Genomic DNA, 18433 nt, shown 5'->3' with positions numbered 1-18433 from the left:
TTCAGCTACCAGGTCACCGGCGGCTGGGACTTCGACAACGAAGACGGCGCTATCCGTGCAATGGGTACGGTTGAAATCGGTCCCGGTGCGCTCGGCCTCGCTGCCGTATACTCTTCCGGCCCGAACTCCTACTACTCCGCGGCTGAATGGGTTATCGCTGCCGAATACGCTATCAAGGCAACCGACAAGCTCAAGATCACTCCTGGCGTCCAGTACTACAGCGACGTCTACGAGGCTGGCGACGACTTCAGCGACAACGAGGCTTGGAAGGTTGGTCTGACGGTTGATTACCAGATCGTCGACAACTTCTACGCCAAGGCTTCGGTCCAGTACTTCGATCCGGAAGATGGCGACGACTCCACCTCGGGCTACTTCCGCCTGCAGCGTTCGTTCTAATCTGGTCTGACTTCGGTCGATCAGGAAAGCCCGGCTCTCGAGCCGGGCTTTTTGCATTTGCGCGACATCGTGTTCGGGTAGCTGAAGGGCTCAAAACACGTAATGCGGGAGCGTGCAGCGGCTTTGCGATTACGGCGCGCGCAAAAGTTAACCATCTCTCAGCCGTGGAAAGCTGCTCCCATGCTTCAGGTCAGCCGACGCGGTCGAACGTCATATGGCCTACGCCCGACTTATGGCAGCAATTATCGTCCGACTGTGTTGAGCATAGGCGGCGCAGCGCCGAAGTCTTGGCTTCTGAAAGCTGATGCCGCTCCGAGCGATCACGTCGCAGACACCGCCTTGTGGCTGCGTTCGAGGTAATGCCCATCAAGGAAGGAACGGTAGGCGTCTGCGATACCCTCTTTCAGACCTATCTTCGGAGACCAGCCGAGAGTGCGAAGCTTCTCCACACTCAAGAGTTTGCGTGGTGTACCATCTGGTTTGGTGAGGTCGTGAGTGATCTTGCCTTTGAAACCAACGACCTCGGAAACGAGATATGCCAATTCGAGGATGGTGATGTCTTCGCCGGAACCTACGTTCACATGGCTGTCGGCGGAATAGGTCTTCATGAGATGGAGGCAGGCGTCGGCGCAATCATCAACATGCAAGAATTCGCGCCGCGGCCTGCCTGTACCCCAGATGCATATCTCTTGTTGTCGGCTGATCTTGGCCTCATGCGCCTTGCGTATGAGTGCCGGCATGACATGGCTTGATTCGAGGTCGAAATTGTCATCCGGCCCATACAGATTGGTCGGCATGGCCGAGATGAAATCTCTACCGTGCTGTTTGCGGTAGGCGTGGCAGAGTTTCAATCCGGCAATCTTGGCGATGGCATACCACTCATTCGTAGGCTCAAGCGGTCCAGTCAGAAGTGAGTCCTCGACGATCGGTTGAGCGGCGAATTTCGGATAGATGCAAGACGACCCCAGGAACATCAGTTTATCGACGTGAGCTCTATGAGCCGCGTGGATGACGTTCGTCTGTAGGATCAGGTTGTCGTAAAGAAAATCGGCCGGATAGGCAGCGTTCGCCAGAATACCGCCGACCCTTGCTGCAGCCAGGAAGACAACGTCGGGACGATTCCTGCCCATCCAGATCTCCACCTGGTCCTGCCGTCTCAAATCGACCTCGGCGCGGCTGGTTGTCAAAATCTCGCAGTCCTCGGAAGCGAGACGCCGCACGATCGCGGAGCCCACCATGCCTCGGTGGCCCGCCACATAAACCTTTTTTCCGGCAAGGCTGTAGATCACCTCAGGCATAGGCAAAACCTTTGGTTACACCTACCGCTGGAACATTTCGCGCCATGACTTTCAGATCCTCGCGAACCATCTCCGCAACCAACTGATCAAGACTGGTCTCATGTTTCCAGCCAAGTTTCGTATGTGCCTTCGTCGGATCACCAATCAGAAGATCAACTTCGGTCGGACGGAAATAAGCTGGATCGATCTCCACCACACACCGGCCGGATGTCTTGTCGTAGCCCTTTTCCTCAACTCCGTTTCCGCGCCAATTAATGGGCATGCCCACCTTGGCAAAGGCTTTGTCGACGAAGGAGCGAACCGAGTGTGTTTCGCCGGTCGCAAGGACATAGTCCTCCGGTTCGTCCTGCTGCAGCATCAGCCACATTCCGCGGACATATTCGCGTGCATGTCCCCAGTCGCGCTTGGCATCCAGATTGCCCAGATAGAGCCTGTCCTGCAATCCGAGATGGATTGCGGCCGCCGCCCGGGTGATTTTACGGGTCACGAACGTTTCGCCGCGGATCGGGCTTTCATGATTGAACAAGATGCCGTTCGAGGCGTGCATGCCATATGCCTCGCGGTAATTGACCACTATCCAGTAGGCGTAGAGTTTGGCCGCCGCGTAGGGTGATCGAGGGTAGAAAGGCGTCGTTTCGCTCTGCGGGACTTCCTGAACCTTGCCGTAAAGCTCGGAGGTGGATGCTTGATAGAAGCGGGTCTTCTTCGTCAGCCCCAGGAGGCGAATTGCTTCGAGCAGCCGCAAGGTGCCGGTCCCATCCGCGTTGGCCGTATATTCCGGGGTCTCGAAAGAGACTTGAACGTGGCTCTGCGCTGCGAGGTTATAGATTTCGTCCGGCTGCGTTTCCTGAACCACGCGAATGAGATTCGTGGAGTCAGTCATGTCCCCGAAATGCAGGATGAACCGAGGGTTCTCGATATGCGGGTCCTCGTACAGATGCTCGATGCGGCTTGTGTTGAAGGACGAAGAGCGTCGCTTGAGGCCGTGAACGATATAGCCCTCCTCCAGGAGAAACTCGGCCAGGTAAGCACCGTCCTGGCCTGTAATGCCCGTAATCAGCGCAACCTTATCTTTGTTTTTCACTACGGTCTCCTTAATCTATTTTAACGGGAGCGGGCGTGTTCTGTTTTGCTTATGTGAATTCGTGGTATTTCCTCAACGATTTCACAAATAATTCCGAGTCGCTGAAGTTGTACTTGGCGTGTTTTTTGGGATCGACGTTGTTTATGGCAACGGAAAGTTCTGCGTTGCGCGCGAGTTTCAGTTGATGTAAGCAAAATTCGACAGCGCGTCGGCTCGTTTTCCCCCATTTTACTACCAGCAACGTTCGTTCTGCTAATGCTGTCAGATGCATTGTATCAGCCGAGGCGAGCACAGGTGCGCTGTCGAAGATGACGATTTGACCCATCGAGGCGGCCATTCCGATGATGTCAGCCGCATCGGTCAAACGAGCGCGCCAATGGAGACTCGCATTGCCGGCCGGGATGAAGTCGATGCCGCTTGGATGGTGGTGGACGATGTCCCGGATTCCGGCCTGTCCACACAGAAATTCGTTCAATCCCAGCTTTAGATCCGACTTGAAAAACGAGTCGAGATTTCCGTGTCTGAGGTCGGCATCAACAAGCAGCACCGGAATTCCGTTGGCAGCGAGATCAATTGCCAGTGATCTGGCGACAAGCGACTTGCCCTCTCCGCTGTGCGCCGATGTCACGACGATACTGTTGGGTAACTTTCCGCCGTTCGATTGTTTGAATGAAGTCAAAACGGAGCGAATTGCTTCGTCAAACATCCCGACTTGGATCCATCCGAAGAGCATCGACGGATCTTTCTGGTCTTTCCGTTTCAAGTGCGGGATGAAGCCGGCGGATACTGTCCGCCCCATTCCGGCAATCTGGTCGAAGCTGCGCACCGAGTTGTCCAACATCTCGACCACGAAAGCGGCCGTCACCGCGATCGATATCGAAGCCAGGAGGGCGCCGACCAGGTAAAAGAGCCGTCCGCGTCCGTGCGGCGCCAGCGGTACTGCGGCCGGCGACAAAACTTCCAGTTCCGCTCCCGGCAGCATGGCTTGTGCAACCAGGCCGCGGCGCTGCTCCTCGAGCTTTTCCACCGCCGTTTGCTCTTTGTCAGCCATGCGCTGAAGCCGCGCCAACTCCGTTTGCGCCAGGGCAGACCGCGTGCGTTTCTCATGAGCAGTCGCCAAGGCCGACCGGACTGCGTCGTCCTCGCGATCGAGCCCCGCAAGCTTGGCGCGTATCGATTGGAGATATCGATCGGCCGCAAGATTAAGATCGGTGCGCGACTTACGGATCTTCGCGCGCATGTCGACCACGGCCTGGGCCGTATCGCCATACGTCTCCAGAAGCCGTTCAAGATCTTGCTCCTGCGCGCGAAGCTCCCGTTGCATTGCGCCAATGCTGTCCGGAATGACCATATTCTGCAGCGCGAGCGAGAGGTCGTCAGCCGCCTCCAGCGCAGATATCGTTGCTCGCGCTTCAGCGCGGCCTTGTTCGATTTTTGTTTGCCGCTCGCCCAGCTCCATTATTGACTTGATCTGTTCAACCTGATCGTCGTCATTTGAGACGACATCCATGGTTTTTTGATACGCATCGGCTGCATCGCGTGCTGTCATGGCGCGAACCTTCTGTTCGGCAATGCGCCGCAGAAGCCATTCTTCCGCTGCGTCCAGCCGGGCCCGCAGACTATCCTTCCGCTCTTCGAGGTAGATGCTGATGAGCCGGTTGGGGACTGCGGCAGCCAGTTCGGGATCGCTCGCATCGAAGCCGATCTGAATGACGTCACCCTGACCATCGCGCCACACACGCAGAGCCTTGTAATAATTCGGGATGATCGGCTCGATGCTGTTTCGTCTCGACGAGGAGGGTTTTTCGCTGTCGACCAAACCGCGCAGCATTGCTCGGAGCTTGTCGATAAGCGAGACTTCCTGCAGCGCCGGATTGAATTCAGGCCAATCATCGAGCCGCAGCTCGCGGATTACCCGCTCTGCGATGCTTCTGGAAAGAAGCCGCTCGGTCTCCGATGTGGCATCCAGCGGATCGTTGCGGCCGGACTCTTCCGCGCCGAGCTTCGTCGCCAATGGCGTGTGGATGATCAGCCGGGACTCGGCATGAAAAGTCGGCTTCAATCCCGAAATCACGGTTGCGGCAGCCGCCATAAGCAACGCGATGATAGCCACTATCATGACCATCCTTCGCCGGATGAGGCGCAGGCCCGACGTCAGATCAAGGTCGTCCGACCGAGACTCTGCCTGAAACCGGGGATCGTAGCGCATCGACGAGAGCGAGGTGTTGCGGTCTGGCGGCACAGTTGAAATGGTCATCTTTCACCAACCGTCGTTTGAGGTTGCGCGGAGACGGCGTCGTAGAGTTTTTCCAGCGATCGCATGTAAGCCTTCATACTGAAATGGCTGAGATAATGAGCGCGGGCCTCGGCCGAGAGACGGCTGCGGATTTCGGGATCAGTGACGAGCTTCGCCAGCGCCGCAGCCAGGGCATCCTTGTCTCCGACTGGTACGAAGACGCCGTTTTCACCGTCGGAGATGACTTCGCTATGCGCGCCGACCCGCGTGGTGACCACTGCAAGCCCATGGGCAAGCCCTTCGACGACAGCCATTGCCAAGCCCTCTGCGTGCGAAGGCAGGACCAGGATATCTGCCCGTGCACACAAGGCTTGCGCTTCGTCGGCATCAAGCCAGCCCGGCATTTTCACAAGATCCGAAAGTCCCATGGCGGCAGCCTGGCGCCGGTAGTCCTCCACAGGTCCGTCGCCTGCCAGCACGGCACGCCACCGGAGTTCCTTCATGACCGGATGACTTAAGGCTTGCAGAAGCTCCCGAACACCTTTGCGTTCGCTCAGCCGGCCGAGGAATACGATCAACGGCATCTCGCCAACATGAACACTGCGCGCCCCGGGGTCGGGAACACAGTTGCGGATCACGACTACGCGGCGCTCGTCCACGCCCAGAAGCGTCGTCAGAGTGATGCGGTCGCGCTGGCCCAGTGCCACAACCTGGTCAGCCTTTTGGAACATCCGACGTATCAGCATTTGTTGCCGTGGCGAGCGCGCCGCAAAGTCGCTCGCATAGTCGTAGTCGTGCAGGTGCAATATGTGAGGGCACCCAAGAAGACGGGCAGCCTCGGTGAGGATCAGTTTTCTTGCGGTGCTGCCGCGACCCGCGACGTGAATATGGTGGATGCGTGCCGGAGCAATTATCCGATCCTTCGCCATCATCAAGATCGCGCCGAGCAGGCGTAACGGCGACGTCGCTACAGACCATCGAGGCCCTCTGGTGTCGGTGACGAGGTGTGTTTCGCCGGCCTTCTTCGCCGTGTTCGATATATATCCGACCAGCCTGCCGATTCCGCCACCGTTTTCGCAACCGCCCGGGACGTAGTGGCGGACGGTTGCCGCCGCGTTCCGCGCCGCTACCCGATTGCCATTCGTGAGCGCCGTCATTCGCATGCCCCGACCACCTCACGGTAAACGGCCGCAGCCTGTGCTCCGACCTGTTCAGGCGAATTCGGACCTGTGGCCCATGCGAGCGCGCTGGTCCCGAAGCTGTCTCTGAGCTCGCTGTTTTCAGCCAGTGTCCGGATGGCTCTCGCTAGCTGTTCCACATTCCCCGGCGGAACTACCATTCCCAGTCCGTTCGGCAGAACGGTGGCTCGCAATTCGCCGACGTCAGTCACGATAACTGGTTTGCCGAATGCCGCGGCAAGGTTGAGTACACCGCTTTGAGAGGCTTCCGTATAGGGAAGGACAACGATATCGGTATCCAGAAAGAGCTGGGCGACCTCCATATCCTCGATAAAGCGGTTGCGAACATCATAGTGTCCGGCTTCCCCCATAAGAGGCCGGAAGATCCACGGATCATCGCCGCGGCCTGCGACCGTGATACGCAGATTGGGCAGCAGGTCCTTGAGCATTGCCTCGGCACGGACCAGGTGCTCCAATCCCTTGTAAGCAAAAATCCGTCCGAAAAGCAGGACGCGCAAAGTTCCATCTGCCTGGCGTCGCGCCATCTTGTGCCGCCGCGCAAGTTCCGCGTAGCGATGAATGGCCGGATGCGACAGGACATGGACGCGATCAGGCGATTTTGAATATCGCTCGAGGACCATTCGCTTCAGTCCTTCGCCATGGACGACGACATGACCCGATTGCCGCACCATCAATTGGGGAGCCCAGGCGGGCAGCGTGCGGGTGTCGGAATCGCCAGGATGCACTTCCACGTCATGGACGGTCGTCACGAGCGGGATCGGGCGCCAGAACGGCGCGGCAAAGTTCAACCAGAGCGTAGAGTTGCTCAGGAGGTGAATGACGTTTGGGCGCTCGTGCCGGATGAGGCGTGTGAGTTGGTGCAGGAACCAGGGATTCGAGAGCGAGCGGTGCCGCGGCCAGTCCAATAGGTGCAGGTCGACTGCCGGATCGAAAGAGGAGGCAAGGTGGGCATAGCGCCGACGCGGAACTCCGAGGACGACCTGCAGATGTTGCGCAACGCCGCTGGCGAAGGAGATGGTGTAGTCTTCGAGTTCGGAAACCAGCAACAGGGCCTTCATCGGGCTGACTCCGACAAGCCAACTTCCTGACCAAGTCGAGGAAGGTCGCAGGCGGTGCGCAATGCATCGCGCGTCCGCCTCAGCAAGTTTGGTTCGCCGGCGAAAAGGAGCCCTTCCATGGCAAGCCTGAATCGGGTGCGTATATCGGCGCCCTCCAGTCTGGCTGAGGCGACCTGGTACGGATAGTGATCGCTCAGACGCAGTCTTCCCGCCAGATCGTGCGCGGAAAGAAACTGGTTTGTCGCTTCAACGACAGCCTTCCAATGGGCTATCCGCTTTCTCAGCATGGCGGCGTCATCGAATGGCCGATACCAGTTGTTGTTGTGAATCCGGTAGAAGCCGAGTGGATATGGCAAGGCGACAACACCTCCCAGAAATGGATAAATGCCGGTGAGCCAGGCGTCGGCGGACATGCGGAACTGCTCTGGAATATCCCCTGCAACATCCCACCCGCTGCGCCTTACAGCAACGGCGGATGTCATTGGAAAGGGCCACCAGCCTGCTGATCTAGCGAGCCGTGACGACAAGTTTCCCGAGCAGAGGGTCCGAGGGATGGGCTTTGAACTTGGCGAGCCGTCGCTCCGCGTTGGCTGAAGCCGGTGATAAACAAGCGATGCCTGAGGATTAGCTTGGAAGGCAGCGGCTGTCGCCGACAGCTTTCCTGGCGCCCACCAGTCATCAGCATCGAGAAAACAGAGGATGTCGCCACTGCTTGCTTTCACAGCAGCATTTATCGCGACGGCCTGCCCCTGGTTCTCCTGGAAAAGCACCTTCACCCGCTGGTCATAGCCTTCCAGAACAGAGCGCGACTGGTCGCTCGAGCCGTCGTCGACAACGATAATCTCGACATTGGACGCCTGTTGGCTCAGGGCGCTGTCAATCGCCCGAGCCACGTAGCGCCCGTAGTTGTAGTTGTTAATAAGGACGCTGATTGTCGGCCGCTCCATGACACCCCCTCAAGCGCGTCGCCGCGCGACACGTCGGTGCGCCAGAGTTGCGAAGGCTCGCGCCTTCGGCAGCGCAAATGGATGGAATGAGGTGAAATGCGGACTGGCATCGTCCTGCTCGCTCAGTTCGCCTCGAGCTAGTATGACTGCCGTCGGCAACACCACAACGTGTGTCGCTCCCGTTACATTGTGTACGAAACCAGGACCATGACGCAGAACCATAGCAATCCCAACCCTTCTAAGCGTCAGCTGCCAATAACCAGCTGCGCCAGAATTACTGCCCCACTTCACCGGCAAACGGCGGCCCAGCGTGACGTGCTTCGCGGTATGTTTTCATCGCCAAGCTACCGGTGATTGATCGCGGGTGACATCTGCTCTTATGGGCAATGTCCTTGGCCCCAGCACCAACTTTTGGGGGAGGGGTAGACAGTCAGCTTAAACCAAACAACGTCCTTGGATGGTGGGTATGGGCGTTAGGCTTAGCTCCGCCTTCGTTTGCGTTAGTTGACTGGGGAGGTGGCGGGATGTTCGTTGGAAGCAGCGCAGCTATGAGAGGGGACCCATGTCTTTCCAAATTGCCGCGAGCACAAGCCTCTCATCTGTCCAAGCAAGTCGGGACCGGTAATGAGAGCGTATACGCTTAGAATGGCGAATGGGCCGACTGTCAGTTGGCGAGCGATTGAGTGCTGGGGCTCCGGCCTGTGCCTCTTCCTGCAGACTGGCGCGTTTTTCCCGCTCATCTTGGCGGATCCCGACGGAGCCCTTAGCGGTCATGCCAGGTCCATATTGCGTCTGCTTTACCTGCCCGTATACGGTTTTACATTGTTGATGCTGGTACGAAATTTTTCGCAATTTCTGACAGCCCTCAAGCGAAACTGGTTTGTCCCCTTGATGGTTGCCATGCCGTTTGTGTCTGTCTTCTGGTCGGTAGGCCCATCGACGACATTCAGGCGTGCCATTGGCCTGCTGTTTACAGTCCTCCTGGCTTATGTGTTGGCGATACGCTTCACCCCGAGGCAATTGCTTCTCATTGCATTTGCGACCTTCGGAGCATGTATCAGCCTCAGCCTGCTGATTTTCGTCGTGTCACCAGGTCTCGCTCGCATGCCCATGGACGGCGCGGTGCGCGGCATATTCATCCACAAGAACAGCCTCGGATGGTACGCCAGCATGATGATACTGGTATCCACGGCCGTTATAATGGACGGTCACCAGGGTCTGCGGCGAACTGCTTTGATCTCGTTGATCGCGGGTGGGGCTTGTCTCGTCAGTTCCGGATCGATGACCGCGATAATTGCGACGGTATCGGCCTATTGCCTAATCGGCTTCTACACCGTGCTGCAGCGGATCCGTGGCATTGGTCGCATCGTCTTCATCCTGTTTTTTGTTCAAATGTCCTTTGGACTCCTCCTTTTGCTTCACGAGTACCTCGTTCCATTCCTTGAAGCACTTGGTAAGGATGCCACTTTGACGGGCCGAGTGCCTTTGTGGGAACTGGTCGATGGTCAGATTGCCGATCATCTGCTGCTCGGCTTCGGCTACCAGGCGTTTTGGACGGAGGCGAACCCCGAAGCCTGGATTATCTGGTCGAAGATCCAATGGATGGCTCCCCACGCCCATAACGGATTCCGCGATACGCTGCTGAACTTCGGAATAAGCGGAATGATTTTGTTCGCTCTGATGCTTTTGCAGGCATTACGTCAGGGTGCGGTTCTCCAATGCCGGGACCCGCATTATGGCTGGCTGTGGTTGAATGTCTTCACCGTCGTGATTTTGGTGATGAACCTGACCGAGACCATCTTCCTGATCCAGAATGACGCGATTTTCATTCTGTTTATTTCGGGCATCATTATGTTTTCGCTGTACGAGCCTGTTGTTTCAACGGCGCCGGGCCTGTCACTGTCGGCATCGGCACGCAGCAAAACGGCCGAGCTGCATATCTCATGAGGCTGCGCATCGCACCGATCTTGATGAGCATTTTGCCTGCGACGCTTTTTCCGCAACCGAGCAACCTGGCCTCGATGGGCCCCGATCCAGATGCGCCCGACAGGCTGCATACGGCGGTCAGGGAGGCGACTTGCGCGGAAGCTTCGCCTGCGACCCTTTCGGACAGGCTGAAGGGATCTTCACTGAGCAAAGTACTGACAGGCATGTCCGCGGCCCGGACAGTCTTCTATGTTTCTCCCGATGGCAAAGACAACTGGAGTGGTCATCTTGCCAAACCAAATTCTCAGCGTACCGACGGTCCTTTTGCCACCATAGAAAAAGCTCGGGATGCTGCGCGTGAGAAGGGCGGCCAAAACACGATCGCGATGGGCAATGGGGACTACTATCTCACTGAACCGATAGTTTTCGATGCTCGCGATGCGGGCCTGGTCATCGCAGCGAGATGTAACGAGGCGCCGGTTCTGCACGGTGGCCCGCTTGTGCGCAATTGGGCGGCGCGGGCCGATGGCCGCTGGACGGCGTCACTGAAGCTACCTCCGGGCCGGGATGTGGGCGACCTTTTCGTCAACGGCGCGCGCCAGACGCAGGCTCGCTTTCCCAACGCTCCACTCGACGGAGATCCGCGCAAAGGATGGCTTTTTGCGGCCAAGTGCACTGAGGATGACGACATATGGCATGGTAACACGCGCTTTTGCTTCCGTGCCGGCGATCTTCCGATCTCAAAAAATGCAGCAGGGCTTGTCGCCCACATTGTGGGCGGGTTTCACCCCGGCAGCCAATGGGGCAGTGACACGCTCCCAGTGGTTTCAATCGACACGGCGAAGCGGGCCGTTAACACCAAAGGCACCGCCTATTTCTTTACCGCAGAAGGCAGCCGCTATTTCCTGACTGGGGCGGTGGCCCTGCTCGACGCCGCTGGGGAGTGGTGGTACGACCGCGCTGGGGGGAAACTCACCTATATCCCGGCCGATGGAGTGACAACCAATTCTACGGCTGTCGTCGGCATCCTGCCGACATTCTTCAGACTGCATGGAGCCGACGGAATGGTTGTGTCGGGGCTCCGGTTCCGGGATGGGAATCCGCAGGGTAGCGGCAAGTTCGGTACCGACACCAGAAGCTTTGGCGCCATACGGCTCGAGCGTGCGGACGGCGTCCGGCTGATCGGCAACTCCATTGATAATGTGGGCGTCGGCATCCATGTTTCCGAGAGCAAGGATGTCTTGATTGCCGGAAACGTGATTGGAGATGTGGCTGGCAACGGGATTTACCTCGGCACGACCTATGGCACCTTCGGCAAATCCCACGGTGCGACAATCTTGTCGAACCACATCCACGACATCGGCAGGGTCTATTTCGAAACGGCCGGGATATGGTTCCAAGCTGCCGACAATGTCAGGATCGCTCATAATCTCATCGAAAATGCAGCGCAGTTCGGTATCGCCGGTGGCTCGCTGTGGGGACCTCAGGACGCAGTTCACGACGCGATCATCGAACACAACGTGGTTCGCAACGCCAATCAGCAGACGGCGGACGGCGGTGCCATCAAGATGATGGGCGAGCAGGCCGACCCTTTGAACAGCAGCATTCGCTACAATCTCGTCACCGGCACAGGTCAGCTCATGAACAGGGCCGACGGGACGTTCTGGCCTTCTGGATATGAAAATACCAACGAATGGCCGTCTCCTATCAGTTGGGCGATCTATACGGACGGCAAGGCCAGTGGAGTGCGCATTGAAGGAAACACTCTTTCGGGCAACATATCGGCGATCGGTATAAACGGCGGCTGGAGCAATCTGGTGACCGGAAACGTCATTACCGGCGGTTCCGGAGCTGCCTTCCGCGTTGATGACGGCACGGGCAGGGGGTGGCGTCCGCCTTGGGCACAGCCCAATCGTATCGAGGACAATATCGTGACGGTCGATAGCGGTAATGGGCTTGCAGCATATATTTACGTGCCTGACCACAAGCTCGAATCGGTGCAATTTGCGCGCAACCGCTATAGCGGCAATCTGAACGACAAGAGCTTCCGGATACACCCGGAGATCATGCCTTCAGGGGAGTTCGGCAGTCTAAGCGATCTTCAGCAGGCTGGGATCGACAGAGGCAGCGTGGCGTCGCATCCCAAACAATAAGACCGGCGACGCGACGGAATATAATGCGTTCTGCCATGGCAGCTTGAAACTGCTCGACCAACTCGTGCGCGCGCTGCAGGTCAATCTCCCCAGCCTAGGCCTCCCGGATTAGATTGAATCATTCTGTAGGCTCAAAACGGAGTCGGATGGTCGACCGGCCGGCCGCAATCTCTACGGCCAGGTCGGCGGATCGATCAGCCGGCTCGTTTCAGCCAACCCTCCCGCAGATGTGCCTGGCAAATCTGCAAAACTTCAGAATCGCCGGACCCACTTATCGCCTCGCCATCGCGAAGCGGCCGAGCCGGGCATCTATAGCCAGGATCAAAGGCGATCGGCTCGGACTTACCTTGAAGTATACCCATCGCCAATCGCCTTTGCCCTGACGAAAACCCGCCTCGGCGGAATGCTATACGCTGACCGGCAAGGGCTCTCAGGCGCGACAGTGACCATCTCCGCGGCTTTGTGAAGATCAAACCGCTCTTTCGGGATCGCACTCATCAAAAAGAGCGACGTGGCAAGCCGTGGGGGTACGCCGCCTTACTTCGAACATTGTAACTTATCTCGGCCGAAGGCGTAGGAGTATCAAGTGTCTCCTACGTCCAATAGTTGGAACTGCAAGTATGGAGGCAATCGCGCTGTCGGCATATTCTGATGACAGTTTAAATCGCGGAAGCGTAGTCATGGGAAAGAAAACGGCAGACAGAAACCCGGCTTCAGTTCTTAAACAAAAGGACTCCCTGGAATGGACTAATGTCCTTGGTGTTCGAATTTCAGCTGTTAATCTTAAAAGCGCGACCGGTTTTATTCAAAAAGCGATGGAAGAGGGCAGGAGGGAATATGTGTGTGTTCGCGACGCACACGGTGTTGTCCGATGCCAAGACGATCCAGAGCTCCGGTCGATACATAACCGCGCGTTCCTCGTGACGCCCGATGGCATGCCGTTGGTCTGGGCATTGAAACACGCCGGCCATTCGGAGAGCGACAGGGTGTACGGACCTGACCTGATGTTGTCTGTTTTCGAGGCTGGCACATCGAAGGGTATACGCCACTTCCTTTATGGCGCAACGCCCGAGACGCTGCAGCACTTGCAGGCGCGGCTTCTCGCGAAATTCCCGGAAGCTGAGATAGCCGGCTCGTATGCGCCGCCTTTTCGTAAATTGTCACCGCAAGAGGAAGCCGATATTGCAGACCGGCTCAATCGATCCGGCGCCGATATCATCTGGGTGGGGCTGAGCAGTCCCAAGCAGGAACTCTGGATGGCGCGCATGCGTGACCGTCTGGATGCATCGATGCTTATCGGCGTCGGAGCTGCATTCGATTTCCACGCCGGCCTGAAGCGGCAAGCTCCAAGGTTCATCCAAAGAAGCGGCTTCGAATGGGCATTTCGCCTTCTGTGCGAGCCGCGACGGCTGTGGCGGCGCTATGCGCTTGTCGTGCCGGCCTTCATCTCACTGACAGCATTCCAGAGACTTGGGCTTCGCAAGTTTCCGATCGAAGACGAGGTTTTTGGATCGAGTTCGCCAAAATCAACAGCCGTAAAGGTGTGAAGCGATCATGTCACTATTTGCGCCGTCAGCAATCACGTCCGACCTACGGAAGGCGGCCCCTTTCGTGGCAAACCCCACGCCGACCGCCGAATTCAGCAAGCGGGCAGGGCTGAAGATACCCGCTCCACTCGGGCGCAGGTTGCCTCGGCTCGCTACGTCGTCATTTCTGATTGCCGGCGACATCGCAAGCTATCTGATAGCCTATATTCTTCTTCTGCCGTTCCTTTCGAACGCTTCGGAGAATATGGTGCTGGAGCGCGCTTTCGCCGTCGCGGCACTGGCAGCGATTCTTCTTTATGCGTCGAACGCGCTTTATCCCGGATATCGGCTTCACGACCACGAACATCTGCGCCGCCGCACGACAGCGTCCTTCAAGGTGGCCGTCATCGCAGCGCTTGCGGCGATCCTTCTGCCGGGAGGGCTAGGACTGCTGCTTCCGACCATCGGCTTCCTTGGCCTCGGACTGGCTGTTCAGCCTCTTTTGCGTTGGACCGCACGAGGACTGTCCTGGAGGCTTGGTATCTGGGGTGAGCGGGCAGTGATCATCGGTGCCCGCAATCGTATCCCTGCGCTCACGGCGTATTTCTCAGAGCACTGGCATTACGGCATCCTGCCGGAATCCTCTTCTCCCGATACGTCGGAAGTATTACCCGACGGCGGACCGTCAATCGCCTTGATCGCTGACGATACGAGCTCAATTATCGGCGAGCTGGCAACGATGCGTCGCCAGTTCGCCGAAGTCATCCTCCTCTCCGACACGCCAAACCTCAAGATAACCGGCTTGCGACCGGCGGATGTCGGCGGAGAGATTGGTATTCGCTTGGCCATCGGCGGGAGATCGGCAGACTGGAACCTGGTTCGCCGAGTCCTCGATCTTGCGATCGCTATCCCTGCGACGCTGGTGCTTATGCCCTGCGTTCTGGTTGCTGCCGCTGCAATCTATGCCATCGATCCAGGCCCCGTCTTCTTTAGGCACGCCAGGGAAGGCTTGTCCGGCAAGCCGGTGCGCGTCCTGAAACTGAGAACGATGTACAGAGATGCGGAACAGCGCCTTGAAGCATTGTTCCGGGACAATCCGGCCGCACAAGCCGAGTGGTCGAGCCACTTCAAGCTTCGGGAGGATCCTCGCATCCTGCCGGTGATCGGGCATGTGCTTCGCTCGTCGAGCTTCGACGAACTCCCGCAGTTGGTAAACATCATTGCAGGAGAGATGTCGTTCGTGGGGCCGCGCCCGTTCCCAGAGTATCACCTTTCGGCGATGGATGGGGAGTTTCGTGACAAGCGGCGATCGGTAACGCCGGGGCTGACGGGGCTTTGGCAGATATCCGAACGAAGCAACGCGGATATCGAACTGCAGCAGCAACTCGACGAATTCTACATCGACAACCGATCCTTGTGGTTCGATTGGCACATACTTCTCAGCACAATTCCTGCAGTTCTGAAAGGCAAGGGAGCCTGCTGACATGTTCTCCATCCCTGTGGGCAAACATTAACAACGGAGCAGATCAATGCACGGTCAGAAGCGAATTATGGTTACCGGCGGCACCGGATTCCTGGGATCATTCCTGTGCGAGAGGCTTTTGCGAGAGGGCAATGACGTCCTCTGCGTGGACAATTTCTACACCGGTTCACGCGACAACGTGCTGCACCTTCTTGACGATCCTCGTTTTGAGATACTCCGCCACGACATCACCTTCCCGCTTTATGTAGAGGTCGATGAGATCTACAATCTCGCCTGCCCAGCATCTCCGGTCCACTACCAGCACGATCCGGTGCAGACCGTGAAGACCAATGTGCACGGGGCGATCAATATGCTCGGCCTGGCCAAACGCACCAAGGCGAAGATTTTCCAGGCATCCACGAGCGAGGTCTATGGCGATCCGGCAGTTCACCCGCAGCCCGAGGAGTATCGCGGCAGCGTCAGCCCCATAGGCCCGCGGGCATGCTATGACGAAGGCAAGCGGTGCGCCGAGACGCTGTTCTTCGACTATCATCGTCAATATGGGGTGGAAATCCGGGTGGCGCGGATCTTCAATACCTACGGTCCGCGAATGCAGACAAATGACGGCCGCGTCGTCTCCAATTTCATCGTTCAGGCGCTTCGCAACGAGCCGATCACCATCTTCGGCGACGGCAGGCAAACACGGTCGTTCTGCTATGTGGACGATCTGATCGACGGCTTCATCCGTTTGATGGCTGCGCCCGCTGGGGTTACTGGCCCGATCAATCTCGGCAATCCCGGAGAATTCCAGGTCCGTGAATTGGCAGAAATGGTGATCGAAATGACCGGATCGAAGTCCGGCATCGTCTTCAAGACTCTACCGATTGACGATCCGACACAGCGCAAACCCGACATCAGCCGCGCAACCCAACAACTGGGCTGGCAGCCGAAGGTGAACCTTCGTGAGGGGCTTGAGAGAACGATTGCTTATTTTGAGTGGAAGCTTTCCGGCGGAGTAAACAACAGGTTCAACGTCAAGTCCCGGCAAATGCCCTATCCGCATCTGGCCTCTCCGAGCGCCGAACTCAATGCCCCTGAAGCCATTCGATAGGGACATGAATAGCAACGTCGATCATCGAAAGCCGCGGCTCGTTTTTTTTCAATGGGACCATCAGCCCAATGCGAACGCCGCCGGTTACCTGCTGCTGCACATGCAGCAGCAGGTCAAATGCCTCGCAACCCACTTCGATGTCTTCGTCATTAACCGCGATTGCGATTATTCAGAGATATGCGACAGATATGAACCGGATCTGACGCTGTTCGAAAGCGGTTATCGGTCGCATGGCTCACGTCGGATAAAAATCACCAACACTAATACCCACATCGCCGTTCCGAAGCTTGGCCTTCATAACGCCGATCCATGGTGCGATCGACGCGCCGGCTTTCTCTCCGACATGGAGCAGTGGGGCATTGAGACGTATTTCGCGATCGCTACGATGACGCCGGAATATATGCCGGCCGTGAAGGAGAACCTGTTCGTCTGGCCGAACTTTATCGATCCTGAAGTCTACCATGACTATGGGCAGCAAAAGGTCATCCCGGTCACGCTCACGGGTCAGGCCTATGGTCTTTATCCCTGGCGACAGGCGGTCTTTCCGATGATCCGCGACCGTTACCCCTGCCTGGTCTCGCCGCAACACGCCTATGAGAGCAAGCTGGCCGCCCAGCTCCTGTCTGGAGAGGCCTATGCGCGGGCGCTCAACGCGAGCTTCGTCGTCCCCACATGCGGTACCATGGGCGGCGAGGTCGTGCGCAAGCATTTTGAGATCCCCGGGGCAAAGGCCTGTCTCGTGACGGAACGCACGGCAGCAGTGGAGGCAGCCGGCTTTGTCGACATGGAGAACTGTGTCTTTGTTGACGGCGGCAACGTGGTCGAACGGCTGGATTATCTTTTTGCCCATCCCGACGAAACAAGGCGCATCACGGCAGCCGGTTACAGCTTGATCCACTCGCGTCATACGTTGAGCCACAGGCCCCAAATATATCAGTGGTTCATGCTGAACAAAGGCCTGCAGTTCGGCGAAAAGATCATCCAGTCCGGCCCTTTCGGCGATCTTGCGAAGGTCAGGCGCATCTCAAAGCAAGAGAGCGTTCACGTCGTCTGGGAAGCGAGCGATCGCGCCTTGCTAAAGCAGGGAGACCTGCTTCTCCAGCAGGGCAGGGTGGAGGAGGCCAAGCACTGCTACCTCAGCTGTCTCGACTATGTGTCCTATCTGCCCGAAGCGAAATTTCGCCTTGCCGTATGCGCATTGCGGGAGGGTGACGCCGATCGCGCCTATGACCTTCTGGTGGACCTGATCAAGGTCACCATCGTCGACTATGGGGCGCTTGATCCAGATCCCGTCGAGTGGGCCTACTTCCTTCTTGCTTTGATCTGCAGAGGCCAGTTTGAGCGGGCGCGGAGGCTGCAAGACTTCTATCCATCTCTGTCACATGACGAATTCAGGCGCGCGCGCCTCGTCATCGCGCAACTCGCTCGCTCAGCCGATGGGGTCGTCTCGGGACGGCATGACAGGGAGCGAAAAAGCATTCATCAGCCCTTCGATCGAAACGATTTTGAGTGGCTTGAATGGTTCGCCGAGACTCTTGAACAGTGCCGACAGCCAAATCTTGCAAATATTCTTCGTCGTGCTTCGCTTGGCGCATCCGATGACGAGAAAGTATCACCCCCACGGTTCACACCTGATGCTGGCTGGCGCCTGCGAGCCTATTCGGGCATCGATGGCCTGATGATCAAACTGCGCCTGAATGGCTTGAGGCCGAATGTGCCGCCCCTGCCGGAGTTCCGATATCTCTGGCATCTTGCGCGAGGTCTGGTCCCTCGTTCGCAGCGAGGCCCGTTGCGCAGGATTCGAATGGCGCTTTCCAAGCCTCCTGTGGGCAGCGGCAATTAGCTGTGGGGAAAGGCACGAGTGGACAGCCTCACCTGGAGAGGCACGCGTGACAAATTCCAGGTGAGGCTGAACATACGCCACTGACACACGTCTATGACGTCAGATCATCGACTCGGTGGCGTATCGTGCAGCCACCGAGATGTTCAGGGAGAGAATGTGCTCGTGTTGCGACGTCAGATCTGACCGGCTACCGC

Annotated in this window: 13 protein-coding genes; 7 read left to right on the top strand and 6 right to left on the bottom strand. The window is 57.6% G+C overall.

Translation table 11 applies throughout. From position 1 onward, the window contains the following. The coding region (locus tag FFR93_RS39245) for a porin (RefSeq protein WP_171049344.1) at positions 1-396 on the top strand (396 nt) is incomplete at its 5' end. 320 nt (positions 397-716) lie between these two features. On the opposite strand, the gene FFR93_RS39240 is transcribed toward FFR93_RS39245, so the two are convergent. From FFR93_RS39240 to FFR93_RS39215, 6 genes are read right to left on the bottom strand one after another with little or no spacing between them, the layout of a single operon-like run. After that, a complete protein-coding gene (locus FFR93_RS39240) occupies positions 717-1694 on the bottom strand; it encodes a GDP-L-fucose synthase (protein ID WP_138397095.1) in 978 nt (325 codons plus the stop codon). Continuing rightward, positions 1687-2778: a GDP-mannose 4,6-dehydratase gene (gene gmd / locus FFR93_RS39235; RefSeq protein ID WP_138397094.1), complete on the bottom strand. Its 1092-nt coding sequence runs from the start codon at positions 2776-2778 to the stop codon at positions 1687-1689. Before gmd ends, FFR93_RS39240 begins: the two co-directional genes overlap by 8 nt. Before the next feature lie 49 nt (positions 2779-2827). Continuing rightward, the gene (locus FFR93_RS39230) at positions 2828-5035 is read right to left on the bottom strand and encodes a polysaccharide biosynthesis tyrosine autokinase (RefSeq protein ID WP_138397093.1); all 2208 of its coding nucleotides are present in this window, start codon (positions 5033-5035) and stop codon (positions 2828-2830) included. Further along, positions 5032-6177: a glycosyltransferase family 4 protein gene (locus FFR93_RS39225; protein WP_138397092.1), complete on the bottom strand. Its 1146-nt coding sequence runs from the start codon at positions 6175-6177 to the stop codon at positions 5032-5034. Before FFR93_RS39225 ends, FFR93_RS39230 begins: the two co-directional genes overlap by 4 nt. Further along, the gene (locus FFR93_RS39220; RefSeq protein ID WP_138397091.1) at positions 6168-7271 is read right to left on the bottom strand and encodes a glycosyltransferase family 4 protein; all 1104 of its coding nucleotides are present in this window, start codon (positions 7269-7271) and stop codon (positions 6168-6170) included. The genes FFR93_RS39225 and FFR93_RS39220 overlap by 10 nt, the downstream gene beginning before the upstream one ends. Beyond that, a complete protein-coding gene (locus tag FFR93_RS39215; RefSeq protein ID WP_138397090.1) occupies positions 7268-8218 on the bottom strand; it encodes a glycosyltransferase family 2 protein in 951 nt (316 codons plus the stop codon). Before FFR93_RS39215 ends, FFR93_RS39220 begins: the two co-directional genes overlap by 4 nt. A 624-nt stretch (positions 8219-8842) precedes the next feature. Between FFR93_RS39215 and FFR93_RS39210 the strand changes: the two genes are divergently transcribed. From FFR93_RS39210 to FFR93_RS39180, 6 genes are all read left to right on the top strand, one after another. Further along, the gene (locus FFR93_RS39210; RefSeq protein WP_138397089.1) at positions 8843-10165 is read left to right on the top strand and encodes an O-antigen ligase family protein; all 1323 of its coding nucleotides are present in this window, start codon (positions 8843-8845) and stop codon (positions 10163-10165) included. Next, positions 10162-12297, top strand: a complete 2136-nt coding sequence (locus FFR93_RS39205; RefSeq protein ID WP_138397088.1) for a right-handed parallel beta-helix repeat-containing protein — start codon at positions 10162-10164, stop codon at positions 12295-12297. Before FFR93_RS39210 ends, FFR93_RS39205 begins: the two co-directional genes overlap by 4 nt. 680 nt (positions 12298-12977) lie before the next feature. Next, the gene (locus FFR93_RS39195) at positions 12978-13844 is read left to right on the top strand and encodes a WecB/TagA/CpsF family glycosyltransferase (RefSeq protein WP_138397087.1); all 867 of its coding nucleotides are present in this window, start codon (positions 12978-12980) and stop codon (positions 13842-13844) included. 7 nt (positions 13845-13851) lie between these two features. Next, a complete protein-coding gene (locus tag FFR93_RS39190; RefSeq protein WP_171049343.1) occupies positions 13852-15306 on the top strand; it encodes a sugar transferase in 1455 nt (484 codons plus the stop codon). 46 nt (positions 15307-15352) lie between these two features. After that, a complete protein-coding gene (locus tag FFR93_RS39185) occupies positions 15353-16396 on the top strand; it encodes a UDP-glucuronic acid decarboxylase family protein (protein WP_138397085.1) in 1044 nt (347 codons plus the stop codon). 4 nt (positions 16397-16400) lie between these two features. Next, positions 16401-18239: a glycosyltransferase gene (locus FFR93_RS39180; RefSeq protein ID WP_138397084.1), complete on the top strand. Its 1839-nt coding sequence runs from the start codon at positions 16401-16403 to the stop codon at positions 18237-18239. The last annotated feature ends 194 nt before the right edge of the window (positions 18240-18433 follow it).

The sequence above is a fragment of the Rhizobium sp. MHM7A genome (genome assembly GCF_005862215.1).
GTDB classification, from domain to species: domain Bacteria; phylum Pseudomonadota; class Alphaproteobacteria; order Rhizobiales; family Rhizobiaceae; genus Rhizobium; species Rhizobium bangladeshense.
The sequence above is the reverse complement of the archived record's forward strand: the minus strand, read 5'-3'. Positions and strand labels throughout refer to the sequence as shown.

Bases quoted from the DNA above. Each gene is read 5' to 3' on its own strand.
- FFR93_RS39215 (WP_138397090.1), bottom strand. From the start codon at position 8,218: ATGGAGCGGCCGACAATCAGCGTCCTTATTAACAACTACAACTACGGG.
- FFR93_RS39230 (WP_138397093.1), bottom strand. From the start codon at position 5,035: ATGACCATTTCAACTGTGCCGCCAGACCGCAACACCTCGCTCTCGTCG.
- FFR93_RS39205 (WP_138397088.1), top strand. From the start codon at position 10,162: ATGAGGCTGCGCATCGCACCGATCTTGATGAGCATTTTGCCTGCGACG.
- FFR93_RS39195 (WP_138397087.1), top strand. From the start codon at position 12,978: ATGGGAAAGAAAACGGCAGACAGAAACCCGGCTTCAGTTCTTAAACAA.
- FFR93_RS39240 (WP_138397095.1), bottom strand. From the start codon at position 1,694: ATGCCTGAGGTGATCTACAGCCTTGCCGGAAAAAAGGTTTATGTGGCG.
- FFR93_RS39190 (WP_171049343.1), top strand. From the start codon at position 13,852: ATGTCACTATTTGCGCCGTCAGCAATCACGTCCGACCTACGGAAGGCG.
- FFR93_RS39210 (WP_138397089.1), top strand. From the start codon at position 8,843: ATGAGAGCGTATACGCTTAGAATGGCGAATGGGCCGACTGTCAGTTGG.
- FFR93_RS39220 (WP_138397091.1), bottom strand. From the start codon at position 7,271: ATGAAGGCCCTGTTGCTGGTTTCCGAACTCGAAGACTACACCATCTCC.
- FFR93_RS39180 (WP_138397084.1), top strand. From the start codon at position 16,401: ATGAATAGCAACGTCGATCATCGAAAGCCGCGGCTCGTTTTTTTTCAA.
- FFR93_RS39225 (WP_138397092.1), bottom strand. From the start codon at position 6,177: ATGCGAATGACGGCGCTCACGAATGGCAATCGGGTAGCGGCGCGGAAC.
- FFR93_RS39185 (WP_138397085.1), top strand. From the start codon at position 15,353: ATGCACGGTCAGAAGCGAATTATGGTTACCGGCGGCACCGGATTCCTG.